The 14,795-nt window shown below is 51.6% G+C and carries 12 protein-coding genes; 5 read left to right on the top strand and 7 right to left on the bottom strand.

Annotated elements, in window-relative coordinates; translation table 11 throughout:
- Window positions 1-17: 17 nt before the first annotated feature.
- Window positions 18-872 carry a GIY-YIG nuclease family protein gene (locus FUA23_RS11285; RefSeq protein WP_147930846.1) on the bottom strand — a complete coding sequence of 285 codons (855 nt, stop codon included), beginning with the start codon at window positions 870-872 and terminating at the stop codon, window positions 18-20.
- A gap of 1,347 nt (window positions 873-2,219) precedes the next feature.
- Here FUA23_RS11285 and FUA23_RS11280 point away from each other — a divergent pair.
- The 4 genes from FUA23_RS11280 (at window position 2,220) to FUA23_RS11265 (ending at window position 6,398) form a co-directional block, all read left to right on the top strand.
- Window positions 2,220-2,894 (top strand): ParA family protein, encoded by a 675-nt coding sequence (locus FUA23_RS11280; protein ID WP_147930845.1) that lies wholly within the window; start codon window positions 2,220-2,222, stop codon window positions 2,892-2,894.
- Between the two features lie 400 nt (window positions 2,895-3,294).
- Complete coding sequence (locus FUA23_RS11275) at window positions 3,295-3,711, top strand: hypothetical protein (RefSeq protein ID WP_147930844.1); 417 nt, start codon at window positions 3,295-3,297, stop codon at window positions 3,709-3,711.
- A gap of 662 nt (window positions 3,712-4,373) precedes the next feature.
- On the top strand, window positions 4,374-4,589 hold the full coding sequence (locus FUA23_RS11270) for a hypothetical protein (RefSeq protein ID WP_147930843.1): 216 nt from the start codon (window positions 4,374-4,376) through the stop codon (window positions 4,587-4,589).
- A gap of 363 nt (window positions 4,590-4,952) precedes the next feature.
- Complete coding sequence (locus FUA23_RS11265) at window positions 4,953-6,398, top strand: replication initiation protein (RefSeq protein WP_147930842.1); 1,446 nt, start codon at window positions 4,953-4,955, stop codon at window positions 6,396-6,398.
- 78 nt (window positions 6,399-6,476) lie between these two features.
- On the opposite strand, the gene FUA23_RS11260 is transcribed toward FUA23_RS11265, so the two are convergent.
- The 6 genes from FUA23_RS11260 to FUA23_RS11235 all read right to left on the bottom strand — a co-directional run bounded on the left by FUA23_RS11260 (window position 6,477) and on the right by FUA23_RS11235 (window position 13,295).
- The gene (locus tag FUA23_RS11260; RefSeq protein WP_147930841.1) at window positions 6,477-7,454 is read right to left on the bottom strand and encodes an IS3 family transposase; all 978 of its coding nucleotides are present in this window, start codon (window positions 7,452-7,454) and stop codon (window positions 6,477-6,479) included.
- Window positions 7,451-7,861, bottom strand: coding sequence for a hypothetical protein (locus tag FUA23_RS11255; RefSeq protein ID WP_147930840.1), 411 nt, complete (start codon window positions 7,859-7,861; stop codon window positions 7,451-7,453). Before FUA23_RS11255 ends, FUA23_RS11260 begins: the two co-directional genes overlap by 4 nt.
- Before the next feature lie 597 nt (window positions 7,862-8,458).
- Window positions 8,459-8,959 carry a hypothetical protein gene (locus tag FUA23_RS11250; RefSeq protein ID WP_147930839.1) on the bottom strand — a complete coding sequence of 167 codons (501 nt, stop codon included), beginning with the start codon at window positions 8,957-8,959 and terminating at the stop codon, window positions 8,459-8,461.
- Window positions 8,960-9,014: 55 nt separating this feature from the next.
- Window positions 9,015-9,869: a KilA-N domain-containing protein gene (locus FUA23_RS11245; protein ID WP_147930838.1), complete on the bottom strand. Its 855-nt coding sequence runs from the start codon at window positions 9,867-9,869 to the stop codon at window positions 9,015-9,017.
- Between the two features lie 420 nt (window positions 9,870-10,289).
- Complete coding sequence (locus tag FUA23_RS11240) at window positions 10,290-11,675, bottom strand: metal-dependent hydrolase (protein ID WP_147930837.1); 1,386 nt, start codon at window positions 11,673-11,675, stop codon at window positions 10,290-10,292.
- 78 nt (window positions 11,676-11,753) lie between these two features.
- Entirely contained in the window at window positions 11,754-13,295 is a 1,542-nt protein-coding gene (locus FUA23_RS11235; protein WP_147930836.1) for a tyrosine-type recombinase/integrase, read from the bottom strand.
- 705 nt (window positions 13,296-14,000) lie between these two features.
- Between FUA23_RS11235 and FUA23_RS11230 the strand changes: the two genes are divergently transcribed.
- Window positions 14,001-14,684, top strand: a complete 684-nt coding sequence (locus FUA23_RS11230) for a hypothetical protein (protein WP_147930835.1) — start codon at window positions 14,001-14,003, stop codon at window positions 14,682-14,684.
- Window positions 14,685-14,795 lie beyond the last annotated feature (111 nt).

The following is a 14,795-nucleotide window of genomic DNA, read 5'->3' as shown; positions in this document are numbered from 1 at the left end:
TCATTGGCCAGGCTACACTAAGTAGACTGCCGATATAATTCATCAATCGTCCTCCCCTGCCGATCCTTCCACATTACCCAACCATTGGAGTTTCGCCCCAGCACGATACTACTGGCTCCACTTGGCGAGCTACAAATAACGTCACGGGTGAAGCGTAGGGACGTACCGTCGGCAACGAGTGAGCCGTCGGCGATGAGCTCGTCACGTTTACCTGCGGCCCAGTTGCCGAAGGAGGAAACGACTTCGGCGGCGGCGCGGGAGTCTTTGAAGATAACGAAGCCATCTTCGGTGAGATCGCCCTCGGCCTTTACACCTCTCCCGGAAAGGCTGAGGACTTCGGAAACGGGGATTTCCTCGCGGCTTTTGGGTTTGTCGAAGATAGGATAACCGAGGGTGGAGAGGAGTAGACTGATGGTTTCGAAGGTATCTTCAAGATCAGCAGCAGTCCCTTCGGAGACGTGAGGCATGCTTTCATTGCGATTGTTGTCGAGGGCAAAGCGATTGGCCTGGCCAGCGTTTAAAATGCCGAGGTGCTCTAGGTAGCCGGCATGGGCCAAGGTGAAGGTATTGTCTTTGGCGACGCAGACGGCGGCGTAGTCCCACCAGTCTTTGCCGTTGTTGTGCTGGCCGATACGGGACAGGCAGTGTTCGGCTTTGCCGACGTAGACGGTCTCGCGGCCGGTATCGGGATGGTCCCCGAACAGGAAGTAGGTGCCGACCTGATCAAGTTCCGGTCGGCGGTCACCAATGCCCTGTATTTTGCTGCGGGGGAAGATGATCACCTTAACGATGCGGCTGGTGACGTGGGCGATGCGGGTACCGCGGGGTGTTCCGTCGGTAAGGAGGATTTCGATGTTTTGGGGGCGGGGCATGGGGAGTTTTAGGGCTAATTAGGGTGAATATACGCAAGAACTGTATTCCAGGTTACATTACTTATATCCCCGTATAAATAACAAATTGCACGAACGAAAACACAGGGACGAGCCCCTGTGCTACGAGAGGCGGACCTCCGGTCCTGGACACTCGTGACATTTTCGTGGATTTCTGCAAATTGTTATTCACACTATACCCCTCGGTCACATGAGGTGAAAATTTGACGAAGGCAGCGTTTTAGCCTGCTAGGCGATAAGCGCAGACGACGCCATAGCGTCGGCGAGTGTATGCGTTTTTGGAAAACTGAGGGAAAATTGGTTCATCATTCTGCTCACCTCAGCTGTAAAATTCAGGTATCATGCTTCAATAATTTCAGCGACCCACATCTATTTCGGTTCGGTTTCCCGGCTTATTTAACTTGGTTTCCCCTACCCTGCTACAGAAAAAGTTAACTTAATCGCTCTTCTAAAAGGCTAATCCATTGTTTTTTTGGTGCTAGAATCTTCACTTCTGGTTCCTTGATGCGGGTAAAAAACGAATTAAAGTGAACGTTCGGCGCATTGTGGGAAAGCGAAAAATGGTCGTTTTGGAGAGCTCTGACCGTGAGTCAAGCGACCGATTTTCTTCTGCGTGCCTTTTAAAAAACCGTTCCTTGCATCCCGCGTTTGCGCCAAAGCTTCAGACGCGCCCTGTATCACCTTTACTACAATAAGAAGTACGCGCCAGGCAGAACCTCCGAAACGGGCTTAAAATGGCTCTATTTGCCCTCTACGGGCATCTAAAGCTACCCGCAGCACAGTCTAACGTCGCAGCAGCACCTCAAAACCGTTGTTTTTTGATCGTACATACGATTAATCGTACGGTGGGCGGGAATCTTCAAATGCGATCGCGCACACGACTGCACGATTAGTCGTGCGGCAGCATGAAATCAAAGCAGTACAATCGTGCACACGATTGATCGTATGAAATCCGGTCAAGCGGTAAACTCATACGATTAATCGTGTGGTCGTAAACACGAACAAACGACTTAACGATTCATCGCACACACGAAAAATCGTACAATCGTTTACAAGATTGAACGATTGGTCGTATATTCGCATCAGCGTACGAACGACTTCACGATTTATCGTGTAATCGTGAAGTCGTTTGCACGATGAAACGACTGGCCACAAAGTCGTGAACACGATTGATCGTACAAACGGTTAGTCGTGTTTGCGATGGCACGGTTAGTCGTGTCATCGTGCATACGTTGCTACAGCGAGGCGTATGGTCGTGTATACGACTGCACGACTAATCACATTTCAACTTACACCCTGCGGCTTGCCGCTAAACATATTTTCATCAGAATGATCGTATCATCAGTAAACTACAAAGGCGGGACGGGCAAGAGCACGATGGCTCAGAACCTTGCGGTGGCCTTCACGCTGAACGGCTATAAGGTTTGCATTGTGGACGCCGACGGGACGGGCGCGACGATGGACTGGTCGGAGGACCGTCATGAGCGAGAGATAACGCCACCGATCACGTGTTCTCACTTGACGAATCCGAAGTCGTTCACTTCCCAGGTGAAGGCCTTGTATAAAGACGGGGAGTACGACTTGCTGATTATTGATTGTCCGCCGGCGCTGTCTCCGATTGCGGTGAAGGCGATGTCGATCAGTGACTACTTGTTTATTCCGATCAATACAACGGGCGGTAACGACATTAAGGTGACCCAGAAGTTGCTGAAGGAGTTCCAGAAGATCCGCGAGATCAAGGAAGACAACGGTGGGAAGGTGGAGGCCTTTCTGCTGGCGAACGGGTATAAGACGAACGTGGTGCTGCACGAGTCGGTGATCAAGATAATGGACCAGCTTTGTGCGCACTACGACGTTGGTCGGTTCGAGACGATAATCCACAACCGTGTGGTGTACGGCGAAGCGAGCATGCAGGGCAAAGGAGTACTGGAGCTGGACAACCGGAAGGCGAAGGTGGAGATGGGCCGCTTGATGAAAGAGATTCTTACGATTGCGGGGGCTTAGGAGTCTTGAGTCGGGAGTGTGGGAGTCGGGAGTCGCTGCCGCACGTACCACTCGCGGCGCTGGGCTTGCTTGGCGTTGGAGGCGGGGATGCTCGCTGCGCTCGTAACCTCACCCCCCAGCCCCCTCTCCGTAGGAGAGGGGGAGACATGGATGCTCGCTGCGCTCGTAGCATCAGCCCCCATTAGCTGCGCGGCTTCCTATGGAGGTCCGTAGGAGAGGGGGAGAGGGGGATGCTCGCTGCGCTCGTATTCTCACCCCCCAGCTCCCATTCGCTGCCCGGCTTCCTACGGAGGTCCGGAGGAGAGGGGGGCGATACACACTGCGGCTCCGCCTTCGCTTGAACGTTCGAGAACAAGGATGAAAAGTAGCGGGGCGTATAATTATTAAAATACACAACAAAATGGCAAAGAGTACAAAAGATTTTACGATCAAAATTGGTGACGGTGATAAGCCGAAGTTGCGGCGATCGGCACTGGCGGACGAGAAGACGATTGAGGAGGCTGTTGACCAGGTGGCCACCACTGGGGCTCCGAAGTCCCGCAAGAAGGCTGCTGCAGCCAAGCCATCGACTAAGCCCGCCACCAAGCCTTCGGCAAATGAGGGAGCACCGAAGTCGGCAGCAAAGAAAGCTAAGGTGGAGGATGATAAAGAGCTGGAGAAGCTGCTTAGGAATAAGCGACTGACCATCGATATTCCATTTTACCTGCACGACGCTTTGCGGGAGCATAATTTCCGGAACAGGTCGACGACGAAGGATATCATCAACGACTACCTGCACGGTTTGCTGAAGGTGAAGGACATCCGGAAGAAGAAGTAACATTGCTTCTTGGGGTGCTGATTTTAGGACTACGGGCTCTGCCCGCGGGGGAGGGGCTGGTTGGAACGCTGAGCGTTCTGTGGCTGTCGTTGGCGGCAACACGGAGGTCTGCACCAGTCAGGGGCTTCCAGAATTCTCATAGTTTCTATTTCCAATTCTCTCATAGGTGAGAAGATTGGAACAGGAGCTCTCCAACAACTATGTGAAAATTGGGATGAGCAGCAGATCCTCCGTTTTTACGGGGCCTGTGCTGGTGGGTCGAAGAGAAATCTTCTTTAAAAATTAAAAAAAATAGCACCAACAAGATGCCTAAGTGTGTTTTGTTGGCTTTTTTAATTTTTAACCCTTTTAAGTCTTTTAGGGCCTTGTAACTGATTGTAAATGAAGGTTTTACAGGGTTTTGTATGAGTCTTTTGGAGTTTTGTATGAGGAATTTGGGACGAAGTAACGAGAGAATTGGAAAATTGTATGAGAATATTGGAGTTGAGGTATGAGAGATTTAGAAGACCGATGCAAAAGGTATGAGAGTTTTGGAAGGTAGGTTAGTTGTGGTGTTCCAAATTGCTCTTTTATGAGAGTTTTGGAGCTTCCTGTTAAGGTGTTGGCTGTTACTGAAGCTGGTTTCGTTCCATTTTACTCATGCGGAGGGGAGAATAGGGGAGATGGAGGGGGATTGTTCCGAATCTCTCATAGTAGGGGGGAAGGAGAGAGCAGTAATAGTAAGGAGGAAGGGAAGAAGAGGGGAGGAAGGTGGCAATGAGAATGGGGATGGAATGAGCGACAAGGAAGGTGGTAATGAGAGTGAAGGATTGAACGAGAAGGAGGGTATCAATGAGAATGAGAGGGGTAAGGGGACGAAAATGAAGGGTGGAACCTAAACGAAGGATGGGACGAAAACTAGGGGGTGGGACGAAAACGAAGGATTGAACAAAAACGAGGGGGTGAACCCCCTCGCCACGGGAGGCGGACCTCCGGTCCTGGTGGGGAGGATTCAAAATATGAGGATATTGGAGCGTAGCAGTATGAGTGTTTTGGAAATGGGGGCTATGAGAAATTTGGAGGTGTGAGTTGGGCGGTAGCGCCTGTTATGAGTATTTTGGAGTGGAGGGCGTGAGGATGGATGAAATGAGGAATTTGGAGAACAATTATGAGAGATGTGGAAAAAATGAGTGGTAAAGCCTTACATTGTGTTTCTAAATCTCTCATATCAGTAGAGGTTTGTTTCCAAATTACTCTTACAGATGGCTACGAAGGCGCGCAAATCGAAGAAGAAAAGCAATCGGATAGTACTGATCAAGAAGGCTAATGATCTGATTGAGTCGCGGTACAAGTTTGATATTTGGGAGACTCGGATATTTTTGTCGGTGTTGTCTCAGATCCGGAGGGACGACCAGGAGTTTCAGTCGTATCGTATTCGTTACCGGGACGTTATCAACGTATTCGGGTTGAAGTCGGGGGATTCTTACGCGTATTTGCGGGACGGCGCGCGGAGCCTGATGTCGAAGAAGTTTGTGCTGAACTATGAGGAAAAAGGAGTGAAGCGGGAGAAGCTTTACCACATTCTGCGGACGGTGGACGTGATGCAGGATGGAGAGGAGGGGAAGTCGGGGTCGACGAACAATGAGTACATCGACGTGGTGGTGGAGGACGTGATGCGGCCGCTGCTGTTGCAGCTGCAGAAGAACTTTACGGCGTACGACCTGCAGAACGTGGTGAAGCTGGGGGTGTATCCGATTCGGGTGTATGAACTGCTGAAGCAGTACCAGACGATTGGTCACCGGACGATCCGGGTAGACGAGATGAAGATCATGTTTGAGGTGGAGGATAAGTACCGGTTGTTTGGGGATTTCAACCGGTGGGTTATTCGTCCGGCGATCAAGGAGATTAACGAGTATACGGACCTGATGGTAACGGATACCGAGAAGGTTAAGGAAGGGCGCCGGGTAGTGGCGATGAAGTTTACGTTTCGGCAGAAGAACGAAATAGAGCTGGCGGAGATGCGGGGAGAGGACATCCAGCAGCTTAGCCTTGACCTGGTGAACGATGAAGCGGCAGCGGTAGAACGGGAAATGGAGCAGGAAGCGGAGCACAGCATCGCTAAGACGGAAAAGGACAAGCTCTTTGACCGGTTCCACCGTGACGTGATTGAGCGGTTTGCCGTGACGCCATCGGTGTTTTTGCACCTTTTGGAGAAATACTCTGCAGCAGAGATCGAAAAAGCGATAGGGGTAACGAACCGGGCGAAGTACAACCAGCAGATAAAGAAGAGCGTTGCGGGCTTTTTTGTGAAAGCGCTGAAGGATGGCTTTACGGACGAAGTGGAAGAGAAGGCGAGGAAGAAGGAGGAACAAGCGCAGCTGAAGATGGAGCTTGCTACTGCTCTGTCTGAGTTGGAAGAACGTAAGAAAGCAGCTATTAACGATAAGATCCGTGAGTTGCTGAAAGCGAATGCGAAGCTGACCAATCAGGCGATCAAACAGTTGCGTTCGGACCCGATCACGAGCATCTTCATCAAGACAAAAGAGGAAGCGGCCGGCCGCAAATTGACGGTGGATGATTTCCGTAAGGACCGCGCTCTGGTAGATGCAGTAAAGGCGAAGATCATGGAGTTGGCAAAGGATGACTTTGTGGATTTGCTGGCCGGGTTTGAGGCTGAAGGGAAGGTGCTGAGGAAGGGTAGGGGGTAGTGGGGAGGATGGGAGAGGCTAGAATGAGTGGAATTATCTAAAACTAGGGGAGTGAGTCGTCCTGAATAGAGTTGACAGTTAAAAATCGTCAACCGGCTGGCAGTTGACATTATTTGTTTCGACCTGAAGCAGGTTGACAGCGTCAAGTGCTGTCCGGCTACGGGTTGTCTTATCTACTGATCCAGCTTTACGCCACCGCTTGACTTGTTCCCCCGTCATGGCGTAGGCCTCGGAGGGCGTAAGATAGTCCAGGCTGCCGTGACTACGTTCATCATTGTACAATCTGATTGCCTCACCACAACCTAACTGTGCTGCTGCGGTATGGCCGAAGGTGCCATCTAGGCCAAGTTCTACTTTGAGTTGACCGTTCATACTTTCCGCCATTGGGTTGTCGTAAGGCGATCCAGATTGGGTTACGCTAACGTCGATGAACTCAGCCAGCAGTCGATCAGTATAGGCTTCGCTGCAATACTGACAACCGCGATCGGAGTGATGAATAAGCTTGCGGTCCGGATATTTTCGAGCGGCTAAGGCCATCTCAAGCGCTTGTAGACAACCCTCCGTATGCAGGCTCTCATGACAACACCAGCCGACGATTTTTTTACTGTATTCATCCGTAATCAAGCTTAGATAGACGAAGCCGTCTACGATACGGATATAAGTAATATCAGCACACCAGAGTAGTTCGCTGGCCAACACTTTCAAGCCTTGGCGCCGATCCGGCCATTTACGGTACCAGGCATGCGTTATGGTGGTCTTGGACGCACGACGCTTAATCTTGATTGTCAGACCATTGCCCAACAATATCTGATGGAGCGTATCCCGCCCAATATTGATTCCCGCAAGCACAAAATCCGCTTTCAACTTATGATATAGCTTACGTGTGCCCGTACGCTTAAGTCCTTTGCTTCGGTACTCTTCAACAAGTTTGATAACCACTTCTTCTCGCAAGATCAGCAACTCGTGGCGATGTAAACTCTTGTAGTAGCTTTGACGGGTATAGCCAAACAGCCCGCACCAGAACGACACCGTCGTCATGGTATAGGAAGCGATCATTTCGCGGACGGTTTGGCTGCGGACTTTTTTACGATCTCAATGCTAAAGGTTTGCTCCGCAATATCAATCATTGTCCGCCAGCCTTCAGCAGCTAGCCGGGCTTCGTCTCGTTCCCGTTCGGCTTGTTCAAGGCGACGGTGGAGTTCGGCTAAGCTCCCTGATGAAGACTCCACCAAATCATCCTTCTCTTCCTCTGTCCGCTTATTCGTCTCTTCCACAGCATCAAGATACGCAGCCTCCTTTTTGTACCAACGGACGAACTGTTTAACCACGCTACCGTCACGGAGTCCGTACTCCTCAGCAGCTACACGGTAAGAGAACTCACCGGCTAGATAACGGCGGGCGACTTGTCGTTTGAGGGATCGGTCGTAGCGACCATGATCTTTAATTCGCTTATGAATTTGCATAACACACAATTTGTGTGTCAACCTATTTCAGGACGACTCAGAGAGCCCCATCGAAAATGAGGGACTATCGAAAACGATGGGGTGAACCCCATCGCAACGATAGGCGGGCCTCCGGCCCTGGTGGGAGACGAGAAGGGTGAAACGAAAACAAGGAAAAGCAACAATGAGGGGGGGGGCGAAAGCGAGGGGGGAACAAAAGCGAGGGATTAACGAAAACGGAAGGGGGGATCTCATCGCTATCGAAAACGATGGGGTGAACCCCATCGCAACGATAGGCGGGCCTCCGGCCCTGGTGGGAGACGAGAAGGGTGAAACGAAAACAAGGGGAAGCAACAATGAGGGGGGGGGGACAAAAACGAGGGACTAACGAAAACGGAAGGGTGAATCCTATTGCTATCGAAAACGATGGGGTGAACCCCATCGCAACGATAGGTGTACCTCCGGCCCTGGTGGGGAGTTTCCGGGGTCCAATTTTGCACACCAACCCTTTGTATTAGTTGGTGTGTGAAATTTTAGGGTTCTGGGTCCTTTCGTCCAAGGGTTTTTGCACCTGCGGCTGCGCCCTAAGAGTGGTATAGTTGGTGCTGCTTTTTGGGGTTAATCGGGGAGGGCGTGCTCGTCGAGGTACTGTTTGAGTTGTGTGGGAGGATCGTTGGTTGGAGTAAGACAGAAGGTGGTGGCTGTGTTTCCGTTGTTGCGTTTTTCTGTTTTTATTGAGGGGTGTATTTCATTTAAAAGGTGGATGATTTTAGAAAGGTGAGGGCTGTTGCTGAGCAACAGGAGTTGAGCGGGGCTGAAACTCAGGGTTATGTGATGGCCTACGGGGTGGGGAGGGGTGAATGTGAACTCACAGTCGGATCGTTGTCTGAGGGTCCATTCGTAGCCGATTTCCCGGCGGACGGCGTCAATGATATGGAGGCGGAGAAGGTGCTGGTAGCGTTCGTTGGCGACGATGGCCAGGCGGGCCCAGTTGGGGACACCCTTGGAGATGTTGGATCCGGTGTCACTTCTGCCGGTGATCTGATCGATGTCTTTCCATGACCAGGCCATGGTTTTACGAAGTGCGTTGAAACGTTGGCGGAGCGTAGGGACTGGCACTGTTTTTACTTTCTAAGTGGGAAATAAGGGGGGTGGGAAAGAATGGGTGCGTTTCTTAAAAGATGAAACGGCCCCAGCCTCGTTTGTGCTGAGTGAGGGTGAGTAAATCTTGTTTTTCCGAGGATTTACAGTAATGGTTGATGAGGTCGTTGGCTCGATTTGTGAGGCGGTCGAGTCGTTCTTCTGAATTATAGCCTTGTTGCTGGAGTTCCTGGCTGAGGACGAGGAGGCTGGATAGGGTTTTGAGTTCTTCGGGGGTGGCGAAGTCGCGCATGGATAGTTTAGGATCTGGCTGGGAGAAGCGGGTTCTCCATTCGCGGGCGGTCATGCCCCACAGGGCGAGATTGACGATATCGGCTTCTACAGATGCGATGCGCCGTTCAACGAGTACATCGGCTTCGGGGGGTAGAGCAGATATTGCACTTGATGTGGGAAGGATGTGATTTTCGGCGGCCAACTCGCGGGCGAAACGCTTGTGTGTAGCGTGTAAGCCATAGAGGCTTTTTTGCATAGCGAGGTAGCCGCGAAGCGTTTGCAGGTAGAAGCGAGGATCGAGCCAGTTGGCGAAATGGATGGCCCACTCGATAGCGGCGTAGGTACCTCCGGTGCGTCCTTTTTTTGAATAGACGCCGATACAACCGATATCGGTTAGCTGGGATACGGATACGCGGAAGGCGCCGGTACCGGCACGGCCCCGGAGGAGCGTGAACTGATGAGCGTTGAAATTAGGGTTGGTGGATCGTTCCCATTCTTCGATGAAAGCGAGGGTGGTAATATTGCGTAACCAGTTAGGGATGTGAACGCGAGGATCTCCTTGCAGAGCGGCGATGTCGTTGAGGCAGACGAAATCAGTAGTGCGGTCATATTTGATGTCGGTATCCGCTACGCGTAAGACTTCCTTTTTAGGCATTTTATGGTTATTTCTAGTAAATGTACGGCTTTTCGATTAAATGTTGTCGAATTTGACATCATTTAAGCTTTGCTCGATCGGTGGGGGTATGAAGACCTTGATGTTGGGGTGCAACTTGAGGAAGTTCGACTTCCTGTTTTCAAAATCCGTTCGCCAGCCTTCGTCCACGGAGGAATTAGAGCCAGAGAAATCTTCTGCTGGCCAAAGCTGTGTTTTGTGCACTCAGCCACAAGGAAGCAGTGGTTTTTATTCACAAACGTCCTGGTGTTTTTGGAAGTTACGCAGTTGGATTCGAAGCATGCTGCGGCCATAATTATCTTCAAAGTGGTCGAATTCGACCACTTTGTAATGGGGGGCAGAAAGTGCGGGGAGACTTGATTGCCACCGAAGATTGAGGGGGTATTATTGATATACGGTTGACTACTTTCCGGCTTCAATGAACTCCACAAAGGTCGCAATTCCGGTAACCTCTAAGTCTGAGGACCGGCCGGCTTGAAGTTTCAGCTGAGCAGCAGCTACCTTCTCTTCGTATTTGATTTGGTCGGCGGCTTGTAACTCTGCGATTTGGGTGCGGAGTTCCTTGACTTTGGGCGCGATGTCGCCCACAAGGACGGGCCTTTTTCTCAGTTTGGCGAGTTGTTCGACGGCGCGTTGTTCTTCGTAGATGTCGGTTGTTTCATCGCGGATGGTTTCGAGGGTTTGGATTCTGAGGGTAAGATTTGCTGCTGCTGCGACCTCTTTTTGGTGGTTGGTTTGAAGTTGCTGGATGCTGGCTTCGAGGCTGCGGATGCGGGGGCTGGTATGGTACTTGACGTTTGTGTTGGAGTAGTTGTCGGGGATTTCGAAGATGGAGAGGTGTTCGAGGAGGTCGAGGTTTAGGGAGCGGGTGTTGGTTTTTTCGGTGGCAGCGAAAGTTTGGTAATTGGCGGAGAATGCTTCGTTTCCGGAAAGTTGAATTTTGTAGATGATGTTGTTTCGGATGAGGCGATCGAGGCTGTCGGGGGAGATAGCGACGAAGCTTTTGCGAACGAGGTTGAATTTACGGCCGGTATGGCGGGGAATTACCTTGAGGATCGTTTTTGTGGAAGAGGGACTTGCGTCGAGGCGTTGCCAACCGTCATCAGGGTTCCAGAGGGATGCGGAGGTTCCGGTACATTCGATGGCTAGTCCGGAACCGGAGTATTCGGTGGTGGCTTCGCGGTAGCGGTAGGTTACATCGAGGAGATCTTCGGCTTTTTCGAATTCAGATTGGAGGTGGGTCATGGTTCCGAAGAGCCGGTTGTAGGAGGTCCAGAAGCCATCGGCCATTAGTGGCTGGAGGAAGATGCCGGAGATGATGAAGAAGCCGAAGACGGCGATTTCGGAGCGGGGGTTACTGGATTTCAGCCTGAGCTTTGGGTCGGATGGGATTACACAGGGGGCTCTGTTGTAGGGATAGAATAGCGGTACCCCCTGGACGGTCATCATGTCGAAGATGATGTGAGAACTGTAGGCAAGGAGAAAGACGGTAGGGTAGGGGGCCTCGGTTCCGATAGCTTTTGTTGCACCGGCGACCGCGCCGTATCCGAGTAAGAGGAATAACAAACTGTGGGTGATGGTCCGGTGGCCGAACCTGCGGTTGATGGCTTTTGAGATTGGTTTGAAGGTTCTACCCCAGATGGAGGAGGGGACGTCGATGTCGGCGAAGGTGGCGGCGGCGATGGTCATTACGATCAGTCCGGGGTGGTTGAGGATGTTTACTCCGGCGAAGGCACCGAAGACTCCGGTGAATACTATTCCACCGGCGATGTGGTTGGGAAGGGTCATGGGATATGCGATATGTGATTGGCGATATTTGATATGCGATTTGCTGCCGCGAGGGGCTGCTCGCTTTGCTCGTGGTGGTTACACATATTTGCGGGTGCCGAAGCGGAGGATGGAGCGGGCGAAGAGGGCGAAAACGAGGAATGCTCCGCCGATGAGGCGGAAGGCGCCGGCGTCGGTGCCGACCTCGCCGCCGACGTAGCGGAGGATCATTAGTGAGCTGAGGGCGATGATGATGGGGAGGCTCATGTCGACTTCTTTGAGGGCGGTGGTGTGGGTGATCTTCTGGACCATCTCTGTGGAGACGTAGGGTTCGCGGCGGAAGCGTTCGATGAGTTCCAGGATGAACTTGGGGTTTCCATTAGTCGCGCGCCAGACATGGCCTTTGTACATTTCCCAATCTTCGATGCGATCGGTGAAGTCCTGGCTTGTACGAGTGATGAGTTCTACGGCTTCATTCCTTGATAATCCCTTGATTTCGATTTTGTCGAAGTTGGAAAGGAAGGATACCTGACTGAGTTTGATGGAACGGGCGGCGATGATCATGTGAAAATGACCATTGAGCTTCTCCAGGGTGGAAATTCCCATTGGGGTGATGCGGGTGGCATCATCGATCACAATAGTATACTCATGTTTGGTGGTGGTTCGGATCAGTAGCTCGCAGAGTCGTTTGATGGATTCCTTGGAGATGATTTTTTCTACGTCGGTATCGGTGCCGTAGAGCAGGTCTTTGATTTTGTCTTTGTCGCCTTCGAATAGGGTAAGCACCATACCTGCCAGGGTTCCCTTGATGGCGGTCATGTCGTCGATGCGGAGGACTTTGCCGAGGCGGCCGTTTTCGGTGAGGTTGGTGGTGAGGTGAGACTTGCCCATACCTTGTTCGCCGGTGATGAGGATGTTGACTTTCTTTTGGGCGAGGTCAACGATTCTGGCGATTTCGTCTTTGCGTCCGATGTGGATTTGGAGTCCGCCGGACAGGACGGGCATGATGTCTACCCGGCTGCGGGGAGTGAGCTTCCGGTACATCCTGGCCCACCAACCATTTTGATCGATGGAAGAGATCGCTGCCTCTTTAGAATTTTTAGAGGCGTGGATATAAATTTCGGTGGTGGTGGTTTTATCGTGGCCGGCTAACTCTTTGATGGTAAAAGCATCGTTTCCCTGTTGGGCTAATTTGGTACAGAAGGTATGACGGAGGATATGGGGATGGGTATTGCCGGTTAGGTTTTTGATTACTCTCCAGATCACTTTCCTTCCGGCGTGGCCGGTTGGGGAGACTGTGGAGGGGAATAAGTAGGCTTCGGGGTCACGAGATTTGACGTAGGCCCAGTAGTCGGCCAGCGCATCGAGGAGTCGCTGGGTCATGGGGACTTCGCGGTATACATTCTTACCTCGCTTTTTAAGGGACTTGACGTTGATGATCTTTTTGGCTGGCTGAATCTGGTAGAGCTTCATGGAGCAGGCCTCGGTGACGCGGCAGCCGGCATCGAGCATCAGTAGTACGAGCAGTCGGTACTTGGCGAGGTACTTCCCGGACATTTTGGTTTCAAGGCTTTGGAGCAGGGCCTTTTCTTCCCTGGGGCTAAGGAACTTCATCTTGCCCACTGACTGGAGCTTAAGCATGTAAAATTCAGATTACGCGTGCGCCCCGAGCATTGAGCGGCAAACTTTTTTCAAAAAAACTTTCTGTAGCATCGGGGGGTGTGGGGGGAGACATTATGGGCAAAATGTCCCCTCACCGAAAAGGCGTAAAGGGGACACTAATATACGCGTAAAATTTTGAAGATTTTATTTTTTGCAACAAAGGCCCGTAATTGCTGAGGAATTCGCAACTGAGGTACTTCGTATTTGTGTTGTAAAACCCCCTCCCCAACCCTCCCCACGGAGGAGGGAGCTATTGAAGACGCTGAGCGTTTTTGAGTTTAATCTCACCCCCGAGCCCTATCCGGTAAGGTTCGCTTGAGGCTCACCGGAGAGGGGGGGAATTGAAGACGCTGAGCGTTTTTGAGTTTAACCTCACCCCCGGCCCCTCTCCGGTAAGGTTCGCTTGAGGCTCACCGGAGAGGGGAGGAATTGAAAACGCTGAGCGTTTTAAAGAAAAGAAAGCTGGCTATTGTGCTGGTATTAAGGCTTAGGTGTAAATCGGACCGGGTGGTAGTCGAGCATGGCTGCTGCCCGGATTTGCATCAAAAGTCTTCCTGTCCGAAAAGGGCGAATTAAAAAATAGGAGTACCGCTCCTCAACCGGATTAGAGCCCTCAGGGCTTTCACGGAGTATAACTCCCCGACCATCTCGATTTGCACCGACGAGTCACTAAAACTCATCGAGATGAGACTAATAACGATGCTGGTTACAGCGGTGCTACTGGCTACCTGTGTTCACGATACGGAGGACTACAATCTATTTATAACCGAGAGTGGCACGAGCCTAACCTATTATATAGGTTGTTGGGAGGGGGCTTCCCCGAAGGGTTACGAAGACCCCTGGGACCGGATTCGTGAGAATTTCTACGGAGAATCGGAATGCGTGAGGGGCGGAAAATTTCATGATGACCCCTGGGAGCGAATCAATGAGGGCTTTTCAGGTGATGGGTTGACAACCGGTAAAGGGACAGATTACTACTTTATGAGAGAGCGGGTTACAAAGATGTTGTTCGTCGTTGTCAGTGAAGAGGTGGCGGAGGAGGAAGACTTCTGGGGGGAGAATGGAACGCTTTTCATGGTAGAGGGAAACGAGGGAGTGGAGCTTACCCTGGTTGAAGTTCGGGGAGAGATTGGCCGGTTTGCAGGGTCGAGTGGGCAGTCGGTCTTTGGAGTGGGGATACCAGAGGACTGGGAACCGGGGTTGTTGGTTAGAGGCAAGGCTTACCTGCTTGATACTAAAGAGATGTTGCCCCTGGTAGGGGCGGTGATTTGGACGTTGAAGCGTCCTCATCCCGGGCCATCCTTTAGGGGAATGGGAGGCTTGACAAGGGGAATCGGTGAAACTCTAAATGCTATTGATTATGACTAGGGGAGCCTACCGAAAACTGGTTGCGGGACATCTTCGGTGGTCCGTTATTGGGCTGATTGTTGCGTTATTCGTCGCCTTTATTTCTTCGGATCACCGGTTGGTGGTTTACGG

The organism is Neolewinella aurantiaca (assembly GCF_008014675.1).
Taxonomy (GTDB): Bacteria; Bacteroidota; Bacteroidia; order Chitinophagales; family Saprospiraceae; genus Neolewinella; species Neolewinella aurantiaca.
The sequence above is the reverse complement of the archived record's forward strand: the minus strand, read 5'-3'. Positions and strand labels throughout refer to the sequence as shown.

Excerpts from the sequence above, each read along its gene's own strand:
- FUA23_RS11285 (WP_147930846.1), bottom strand. The coding sequence starts at position 872 with ATGCCCCGCCCCCAAAACATCGAAATCCTCCTTACCGACGGAACACCC.
- FUA23_RS11280 (WP_147930845.1), top strand. The coding sequence starts at position 2,220 with ATGATCGTATCATCAGTAAACTACAAAGGCGGGACGGGCAAGAGCACG.
- FUA23_RS11275 (WP_147930844.1), top strand. The coding sequence starts at position 3,295 with ATGGCAAAGAGTACAAAAGATTTTACGATCAAAATTGGTGACGGTGAT.
- FUA23_RS11270 (WP_147930843.1), top strand. The coding sequence starts at position 4,374 with ATGGAGGGGGATTGTTCCGAATCTCTCATAGTAGGGGGGAAGGAGAGA.
- FUA23_RS11265 (WP_147930842.1), top strand. The coding sequence starts at position 4,953 with ATGGCTACGAAGGCGCGCAAATCGAAGAAGAAAAGCAATCGGATAGTA.
- FUA23_RS11260 (WP_147930841.1), bottom strand. The coding sequence starts at position 7,454 with ATGATCGCTTCCTATACCATGACGACGGTGTCGTTCTGGTGCGGGCTG.
- FUA23_RS11255 (WP_147930840.1), bottom strand. The coding sequence starts at position 7,861 with ATGCAAATTCATAAGCGAATTAAAGATCATGGTCGCTACGACCGATCC.
- FUA23_RS11245 (WP_147930838.1), bottom strand. The coding sequence starts at position 9,869 with ATGCCTAAAAAGGAAGTCTTACGCGTAGCGGATACCGACATCAAATAT.
- FUA23_RS11240 (WP_147930837.1), bottom strand. The coding sequence starts at position 11,675 with ATGACCCTTCCCAACCACATCGCCGGTGGAATAGTATTCACCGGAGTC.
- FUA23_RS11235 (WP_147930836.1), bottom strand. The coding sequence starts at position 13,295 with ATGCTTAAGCTCCAGTCAGTGGGCAAGATGAAGTTCCTTAGCCCCAGG.
- FUA23_RS11230 (WP_147930835.1), top strand. The coding sequence starts at position 14,001 with ATGAGACTAATAACGATGCTGGTTACAGCGGTGCTACTGGCTACCTGT.